At 55.4% G+C, this 7,918-nt stretch carries 8 protein-coding genes; 3 read left to right on the forward strand and 5 right to left on the reverse strand.

Annotated elements, in window-relative coordinates:
* The 4 genes from LAT75_RS14385 to LAT75_RS14400 form a co-directional block, all read right to left on the reverse strand.
* Nucleotides 1–479 (reverse strand): HisA/HisF-related TIM barrel protein (locus LAT75_RS14385; RefSeq protein ID WP_291483376.1); only part of this gene is annotated, 479 nt, incomplete at its 3' end.
* A gap of 125 nt (nt 480–604) precedes the next feature.
* On the reverse strand, nt 605–1,594 hold the full coding sequence (locus LAT75_RS14390; RefSeq protein WP_291483377.1) for a VWA domain-containing protein: 990 nt from the start codon (nt 1,592–1,594) through the stop codon (nt 605–607).
* On the reverse strand, nt 1,591–2,580 hold the full coding sequence (locus LAT75_RS14395; protein ID WP_291483378.1) for a hypothetical protein: 990 nt from the start codon (nt 2,578–2,580) through the stop codon (nt 1,591–1,593). Before LAT75_RS14395 ends, LAT75_RS14390 begins: the two co-directional genes overlap by 4 nt.
* Nucleotides 2,581–2,601: 21 nt before the next feature.
* Nucleotides 2,602–3,477, reverse strand: coding sequence for a DUF58 domain-containing protein (locus tag LAT75_RS14400; RefSeq protein WP_291483379.1), 876 nt, complete (start codon nt 3,475–3,477; stop codon nt 2,602–2,604).
* Nucleotides 3,478–4,086: 609 nt separating this feature from the next.
* Here LAT75_RS14400 and ald point away from each other — a divergent pair.
* Nucleotides 4,087–5,211 carry an alanine dehydrogenase gene (gene ald, locus LAT75_RS14405; protein WP_291483380.1) on the forward strand — a complete coding sequence of 375 codons (1,125 nt, stop codon included), beginning with the start codon at nt 4,087–4,089 and terminating at the stop codon, nt 5,209–5,211.
* Between the two features lie 409 nt (nt 5,212–5,620).
* Here ald and sucD read toward each other — a convergent pair whose 3' ends face one another.
* Complete coding sequence (sucD, locus tag LAT75_RS14410) at nt 5,621–6,490, reverse strand: succinate--CoA ligase subunit alpha (RefSeq protein WP_291483381.1); 870 nt, start codon at nt 6,488–6,490, stop codon at nt 5,621–5,623.
* Between the two features lie 171 nt (nt 6,491–6,661).
* On the opposite strand from sucD, the gene LAT75_RS14415 reads away from it, so the two are divergent.
* Entirely contained in the window at nt 6,662–7,276 is a 615-nt protein-coding gene (locus tag LAT75_RS14415; protein ID WP_291483382.1) for a 2OG-Fe(II) oxygenase, read from the forward strand.
* A gap of 157 nt (nt 7,277–7,433) precedes the next feature.
* The coding region (locus LAT75_RS14420) for a TetR/AcrR family transcriptional regulator (RefSeq protein WP_291483383.1) at nt 7,434–7,918 on the forward strand (485 nt) is incomplete at its 3' end.

Consider the following 7,918-nt stretch of genomic DNA (forward strand, 5'->3'; position numbering starts at 1 on the left):
AGGGCGTCGAGGCCGGTATCAAAGGTGCCGGATTTGGTGAAGATGTGCCACTCCGGGGCATCAGCCGGCGATTCCGGCCGGTAGCGCGCATCGAGCGCCGCTACCACGCACTGACTCCCGAAGCGCGCGGCCGATTCCGAAATCAGATCCGGATTCACCACAATGGCGCTGTTCAGCGATACCTTATCGGCCCCGGCTGCGAGCAGGTCCCCGATTTCATCCACGGCCTTGATGCCGCCGCCCACGGTAAAGGGGATGGTGATGTTCCGCGATATTTCGCGTACCAGCTCAATCAGGGTTTTGCGCTTTTCGTTGGTTGCGGTAATATCCAGAAACACAAGCTCATCGGCGCCTTCCTCGCTGTAGCGCACGGCGAGTTCTACCGGGTCGCCGGCGTCGCGCAGGCCCAGAAAGTTGACGCCCTTAACGGTGCGGCCGTTTTTGATATCGAGGCAGGGAATAATTCTTTTGGCAAGCATCAGGTGTTGGGGGGGGAATCGGTGGTGAAGAAAAACGGAACCGGGTGAGCTTCACGAAGCCAAATGAGGGCTTGTGCTTCGTCATCACCCTACAAAAAAAAGAAAACAGAAAATTGCGGATAGTGTCATAGTTCGGTTCGCAGCCAGCTTTTTTCGAGCAGCAGCACGCCGAGCAGCAGCAGCACGCCGGGCAGCAGAAACAGGGCGTAGCGGTCGCGCACATCAATGTAGAAATCTTCTTCAAACGAACTTGTTTCGAGCAGGTCAATTTCATTGTAAATCTGCTGCAGTTCTGCGGCATCGCGGGCGCGGAAGTAGCGGCCGCCGGTCATTTCGGCCATTTGGGTGAGCATGGGCTCATCAATTTCGATGGGAATGTTGATGTAGCGGCGCACGAGTACGGGGTCGGCTATGGGGTAGGGGGCTGAGCCTTCGCCGCTTGCGCCGATGGTGTACAAGCGCATGCCAAGGGAGCGCACGATTTGCGCAGACGTGAGCGGGTCAATTTCGCCGGCATTGTTTTCGCCGTCGGTGAGCAGCACGATCACCCGGCTTGCGGCATCGCTGTCGCGCAGCCGGTTGGCGGCCGTAGCCACGCCCATGCCGATGGCGGTGCCGTCGCGCACGATGCCGATATCGAGCAGGCCCAGCTGTGTCTGCACCAGGCGGTGATCCAGCGTTGGCGGCACAAGGGTGATGCTTTCCCGGGCAAAAACGACCACGCCGATGCGGTCGTTAGGCCGCTGACGCACAAAGTTCTGTGCCACATCTTTTACGGCAAGGAAGCGGTTCGGGCGGATGTCTTCGGCCAGCATGGAGGAGGAAATATCGATTACCAGCACGATATCGATGCCTTCAACGGTGCGGTCGATGCGCACGTTTTCCTGCTGCGGCCGCGCCAGAGATACGATAATGAGGGCCACGGCAACTACCTTCAGGATGCGGGCACCGAGCAGCAGCCTGCTGCGCAGACCGGTGCCGATTTCATCGAAGTGTTCGGTTCGGGTGAACACAAAGGCGGGCTTTTGCTTGCGCCATCGCCAGAAAAATTCGAGCCCCAGCCACAGCGGAATGAGTGCAAGGGCAAAAAGCCATTCGGGGTTAAGCCAGATCATCGGGTGCGTACCTCCCGCGTGTTTACGTGTTCCGTTACCCTGTACTTGCGTAAATGCTCCATCTCAAGCTGCTGAATAAGCCCTGAGTTCAGTTTCTTAAGCTGAGCAGCGGCTGCCCGCAGGGCTTCAAGATCAGTTTTGATGTCGTCTGTCTCCGGGGTGAATCCTGCAAATTTTACCATATCGGAGGTGTTGAGCAGCTGCGAACTGGTGTCGTAATGCGGCTGCGCAACTTTTCGCTGTTTCAGGCTGTTGAGCACTTCCCGGCTTGTTTGCTCAAGCGCCGGAAAGGCATAGATGCGCTCATAGTATTCGCGGAGCAAAAAGCTAAGGCGCAGGTACAGCTCTTCAGCAGCTATGCTGCCGGCGGCGAAGCCGCTCTCGAGTTCTGCTATGCCGCGCTCAAGACGCCGCAGCGGGTTGTCGAAAACGGGCGGCTCAGCTGGCGGGGCCGGCGGCGGCGGCGGGGGTTTTTTGAAATAACGGGTGTAAATGTGCCAGGCCGAAATGGCAGCGAGCATGGCGAGGAGGAATGCAAAAATGAGCCCCTGAATGCCGTAGGGGAATTCGAAGATGGGTTTCATCGGGCGGAGGTTATCCACCGGCTGCAGCACGCTGCGGAAACCGAAAGCGGTTGGGGGCACGGCAAGCAGCAGGGTGTCGCCGCCCTGAACCGCACGGATGGCAAGCTGATCGAGCAGCACATCATTCACCCCGAAAAACTGAAGCTCGTAGGTCGCGCTGCGGCTTCTGCGGCTGAGCTCTTTGTTTCGGATGAAGAATTCCCGGCCAAAAAACGTGCTGTCGGGGTAAAGCACGGTATCGTAGGTGCGCGCGGCTTCGAAATCGATACGGAACTCAAAAACCTCGCCCGGCCGCAGGCTGTCTGTTGAAGCCTGAACGCGGATATCCTGCCCGGCGGCGCTTCCGGTGAAAGCTGCAGCCCAAATGCCGGCAAGAAGTACGATGAAAATGCGCAGTGTCAAAAGCTTGAAAATTCGGTTTGGTCAGAATCGCCGGTGCCGCTGCTGAAACAGGGCCGACAAACGCTCAATATACGACTCATTGGTGTTGAGCATGGCATGATCCACGCGCATGCGCTGCAGGCGTTCGCTAAGCTGCTGCCGCTCGCGCACCCGGCGTTTTTCAAATGCCTGCCGCAGTTTCCGGTCAGAAGTATCAACGGTAATATAGCGGTTGGTTTCTGAGTCGAGGAAGGGAAGGAGTCCGGCGTTGGGCAGCTCGGTTTCGTAGTGATCGTCAACACACAGGCAGATCAGGTCGTGCCGCCGGTTCATTACTTTCAGGGCGGTCTCGTAGCCGGTATCCTGCAGGTCGCTGATCAGGGTGATGATGGTGCGCCGGGGCATGATGCGGCTCATGTAATCGAGAGCACGCTTTACGGAGGTGCCGGGATGCTTCGGCTGCGTGGTGTACAGCTCGCGGATAATTCGCAGCACGTGCAGCCGGCCCTTTCTCGGGGGGATGAATTTCTCTACATCGCCGGCAAACAGCAGCAGCCCGACCTTGTCGTTGTTCTTGATGGCGCTGAAGGCAAGCACGGCGGCGAGCTCGGTAGCGAGATCGAGCTTGCGCTGCGAGCGGCTTCCAAACAAACCGGAGGCCGAAACATCAGCGCAGATCATGAGCGTCTGCTCGCGCTCTTCTTCAAAAATCTTGATGTAGGGCTCATCGGCCCGGGCGGTCACGTTCCAGTCAATCAGCCGGATGTCATCGCCGTACTGATACGGGCGCACTTCCGAAAACGTCATCCCCCGGCCCTTAAACGCAGAGTGATATTCCCCCCCGAACAGGTTGTTCACCAGCCCCTTGGTCCGGATTTCCAGAAAACGCACTTTCTTGAGGATGTCGGTAGAAGTCATGCTTCAGTTTGTAACAGTGTTTTTGGGTATCGGGGGATGTGTTTCCGGGTGGTAATTTCGTGTTAAGGTCTGCTCGTAGTTTTGCGCCGCCGGCCGGGGTCCGGCCTGAACCGATTGCGGTGCCGGCTCCCGCTCCCGCAACCTGAACCGGCCACGAAAGTGTGAAGTGCGGATAAGGGCACTATTGAAAGCAAAGCACTTAAAATAAAGAACTGCCGCTTGGAATGAAGCCCCGTTTACAATTAAATAAGAAAAAGCTGCGGCATGCGGATGGTGCGCGATGATGGCACGCGGATTTAGCGGATGGGGCGGGATTTACGCGGATTTTTTTGGATTGACCGGGGACGGCAGACCGCAGACCGCGGCCCGAAGCCAAAAGCTAACAGCTAAAAGCCAAAAGCCCCCGTGTAAACCCGAAAGCCTGCCATTTGGGAAAGAGGCGACCGAAGCCCGGGCAGGGTGTGCGATACCTGCTTTTTTTTGGATGAACTTCTGTATCTTTCATACAACTGTTATATCCGTTTGCTGCGATAAAGCAATCCCTATTATTCACGCACATCCTTCGGGCTGTGAACCCTCCCCAAAACAAGATTATTACAGGAATTATCCATGCTTATTGGAGTACCCAAGGAAATCAAAACCCACGAAAACCGGGTAGCCCTGCTTCCCTCAGGCGTTACCGAGCTGCTCAAGCACGGGCATGAAGTTATTGTCGAGAAAGATGCCGGTCTTGGCAGTGGTTTCCCCGACGAGCTGTACGTGCAGGCTGGCGCCACCATCCTCGAATCCGCTGAGGATATCTGGGCAAAAGCCGAAATGATCATGAAGGTAAAGGAGCCTATTGAAGTTGAGTATCCCCGGATGCGCGACGGGCAGATTATCTTTACCTATTTCCACTTTGCGGCAAGTCAGGAGCTTACCGAAGCGGTGAAGCTTTCAGGTGCCGTCGCCATCGCCTACGAAACCGTTGAAAAACTCGACGGTTCCCTGCCGCTGCTCATCCCCATGAGCGAAGTTGCCGGCCGAATGGCCGCACAGGAAGGCGCCAAATATCTTGAACGCCCCACCGGCGGCCGCGGCGTGCTGCTCGGCGGCATCCCCGGCGTGAGGCCCGGTAACGTGATGGTGCTCGGCGGCGGAATCGTGGGTGTTAACGCAGCCCGCATGGCCGCCGGACTCGGCGCAAATGTTACCATCTACGACATCAGCCTGCCCAAGCTCCGCTACCTCGATGAAGTGCTGCCGGCCAACATCACAACGATGTTCTCATCCTACGCAAACATCCGCACCGACATCGCTCAGGCCGATCTTGTAATCGGCGCGGTGCTCATCCCCGGGGCCAAGGCTCCAAAACTTGTTACCCGCGACATGCTTTCGCTCATGAAGCCCGGCGCGGTTCTCGTTGACGTAGCCATCGATCAGGGCGGCTGTTTCGAGACCTCCAAGGCGACTACACACGAGCACCCGACCTACGTGGTTGACGGCGTTGTGCATTACTGCGTGGCCAACATGCCCGGCGCGGTGCCCTACACCTCAACCATCGGCCTCACCAACGTAACCCTTCCGTATGCGGTGCAGCTTGCCAACAAGGGCTGGATCAAAGCCATCCGCGAAAACCGCGAACTCGAGTACGGCCTTAATATCGCCAACGGTAAAATCGTGTACCGCGACGTAGCCGAAGCCTTCGATATGGAATGGACCCCGCTCACCAAGTTCCTCTCCTCGCTCAGCTGAGCCGGCAAGACGGCAAGGCACCATGGCTGTCAAATTTCAGAAAGACAATCTCCCCCGCCGGAGGTTGTCTTTTTTTTAGGGTAAACTTCGTGCGCATCACTGTCTTTCGTGATATTTAACGCTCCGTGCCCTACTCGGAATGCCGTGCTTTTGGGGCAGGGGGGTACCGGCCGGCTTCGTACCTCAGGCGAAAAGCAAGGGGCAAGCCGTAGGGCTGTGAGCTCAGAACGAGCAACCGGCACAGTGATACGCACGGAGTCCGCCCCAAAAAAAAACGGGCTGCTGTAACACGGATACCCGCTCACCGACTGTTGGGCTAAAAACCGGCATTCCAAAAAAAAGCCCTGCGGGTGAATCCGCAGGGCTTGGTGTTCAGGCTCAATTTTATTTCGGTAAGCTGATAAAGGGATCAGCCGAGCAGGGCTTTCATGGTTTCGCCGATTACGGCCGGGCTCTCACAAACGGTGATGCCGGCTGCGGTAAGGGCCGCCATTTTTTCCTGAGCGGTGCCTTTGCCGCCGGAAACGATCGCTCCGGCGTGACCCATACGGCGGCCCGGAGGCGCGGTACGGCCCGCGATGAAGGCAACTACGGGCTTCTTCACATGCTCTTTAATGTAAGCTGCCGCGTCTTCTTCATCGGTTCCGCCGATCTCACCAATCAGGATGATCGCTTCGGTATCGGGATCTTCGTTGAAGAGCTTCACAGCGTCTTTGTGTTTGGTTCCGATAACCGGGTCGCCGCCGATACCGATGGCCGTTGACTGACCCAGCCCGACTTTCGTGAGCTGATCAACGGCTTCGTAGGTAAGCGTGCCGGAGCGGGAAATAACGCCGATGGAGCCCGGCGAGAAAATCATACCCGGCATAATGCCGATTTTGGCTTCACCCGGTGTAATAACGCCGGGACAGTTCGGGCCGATCAGCCGTGCGCCGCAGCGGTCAACAACGGCTTTGGCCGCAATCATATCCTTAACGGGAATTCCTTCGGTAATGCAAATAATAACGTCGATGCCTGCAAGGGCGGATTCAATAATAGCGTCGCCTGCAAAGGCGGGCGGTACAAAAATAACAGAAGTATTGGCGCCCTCATTGGCAACTGAATCAGCCACGGTATTGAATACCGGGCGGTCAAGATGCTTGTCGCCGCCTTTTCCGGGGGTTACCCCGCCGATAACATTGGTGCCGTAAGCAATCATCTGCTCAGCATGGAAGGTACCTTCTTTACCGGTAAACCCCTGTACTACCAATCTTGTATTTTTTCCAACTAATACGCTCATTCGCGTGACTGTTTTAATACATATTTCAGTTAATTTTGGCAACTGAATATACGGTCATGCCAAAGAATAGACAACCTGTAAAGCGCTTTTTCGGCTTTTAGGCGCAAGCTGTTCAGCAACAGAAACCGGGTATATCATCAATTTACCTTAAACCAAGTGTGACCCGATACAATGGATGATTCCCTTTTAACCCGCATTGCGGATGAAATAGCTGAAAAAGGTTGGAGTATTACCGACCATTTTTTGCCGGATATGCTGCTCCGAACCCTCGTAACCGAAGCCGAAACCATCTGGGATTCCGGCGAATTTTCGCGGGCCGGTATCGGTGCCGGCAGTAACCTCGCGCTGAGGCCCGAGATCAGATCAGACCGAGTTCACTGGCTCGAACCGGGCCGCCTTACCCCGGCTCAGCAGCAGTACTGGGATACGATCGATACCTTGCGCGAAACCCTAAACCGGACCCTATTCCTCAGTGCACGCAGTTTTGAAGCCCATCTTGCCGTGTACCCGCCCGGCAGTTTTTATAAAAAGCACCTCGATCAGCACGCAGAAGTGCAACACAGGCTAATTTCTTGTATTTTATACCTGAATGAGGGCTGGGTTGAAACGGATGGCGGTTACCTGCGCATCTATCATCAGTCTGATGAATCCGGTTTTACGGATGTGCTTCCGCTTTGGGGGCGTTTCGCCTGCTTCAGAAGCGATCTTATTTTTCATGAAGTACTGCCCGGAACACGCGAGCGATTCAGCCTTACCGGCTGGCTGAGGCGTGAAGCGTTGTTCTGAAAGCAGTTTGAGGATATTTCCTCCTATTCTTCAAAATATCCGGTGGGCCGGGTTTGCAATACACCGGCCCTTTTTATTTCTGAGTGATGGTGTTATTGATTATGATAGATCAGCAATTTTCCGGTGCATACTTTTGCTCTGTATTCAGGAGTAAGCGATGAGTGCATCCTTACAGGTTATTTCAAAACGGGATTTGATTCTTGATGCCGCCGAAAAACTCTTCGCGGAGTCCGGCTTCAACGGCACTACAACCAGGGCCATTGCCAAAAAAGCGGGTGTGAACATCGCCATGCTTTCCTATTACTTCGGCAGCAAAGAGCAGCTGCTTCATGCCGTAATTGAACGTTTTTCCGAAGACCTGGGCTCGGTTTTCGATCAGATTGAAAAACAAACTTCCGATCCCGTTGAGCGCATGATCCGGTGGATGGAAGCTTATGTGGAGTACATTTTTGAGAACCCCAACCATGCGCGCATTGTGTACCGGCATGTTTCAGTTTCCAAAAATCAGGATGACATCGCTAAACTCGTTTTCGAGTTCAATAAAATCCGGAACATCGTACTTAAAGTAATCGAGGACGGCATAGAAGCCGGTCTTTTTCACCGGGTTGACCCGCAGCTCGCCATCACCATTCTGATTGCGCC

Origin of the sequence: Cyclonatronum sp., from assembly GCF_022565315.1 — a bacterium.
Classification (GTDB): domain Bacteria; phylum Bacteroidota; class Rhodothermia; order Balneolales; family Cyclonatronaceae; genus Cyclonatronum.